This is a genomic window from Pseudomonas sp. TSO6, from assembly GCF_056098905.1.
The window spans coordinates 1-582 of record NZ_JBLZWV010000085.1; the positions used below are offsets into that span (position 1 = coordinate 1).

Consider the following 582-nt stretch of genomic DNA (forward strand, 5'->3'; position numbering starts at 1 on the left):
GAATTTTGGTGCGTTGGCGGTACTCCTACAATCCGAGCTTGACCATCGGTGATAGCCAAGTGAACAGCGCCGGCAGGGTTCACGACGAGAAATTCCTCACGCGTTTCCCGACCTTGAAAGGGCTCCGAATGCAGTATCGCTGGGGAGGGCCAATGGCACTGACCTGGAACAGCGTCCCTGCTTTTGGGGAAGTGGCCCAGGGTGTGATTTCGGCCTGTGGTTGCAATGGTCTGGGAGCGTCCAAGTCGAGCGCAGCCGGTATCGCTGCAGCGGATCTGGCGCTGGGTGTCAAGAGTGAATTGGTGGATATTCTGCAGGGCTATGACAAGCCAAAGCAGCTACCGCCACAACCTTTCCTGACCATCGGTGCGAAAGCTAACATGAAGTTCAAGGAGCTTCGTGCTGGAGACGAATGAGGTTTCAGGCTTAACAGCAAGATGAAAAAGGGCCTCCATGCAGACTGTGTGAAAACCTAGCAATCTGCCCGGCCCTTTAAGAGAATGCTCCGTATCGAAAGATACGGAGCATTTTTCGTTATGGCCTACATACAAGGAGAGTCCCGCAGTCAGACCAGCCTTTTCC

At 54.1% G+C, this 582-nt stretch carries 1 pseudogene; it reads left to right on the forward strand.

Going from position 1 to position 582, the window contains the following annotated elements:
• Window positions 1-416: pseudogene (locus ACN6NG_RS29875) on the forward strand (FAD-dependent oxidoreductase); the annotation flags it as partial.
• Window positions 417-582: the final 166 nt, after the last annotated feature.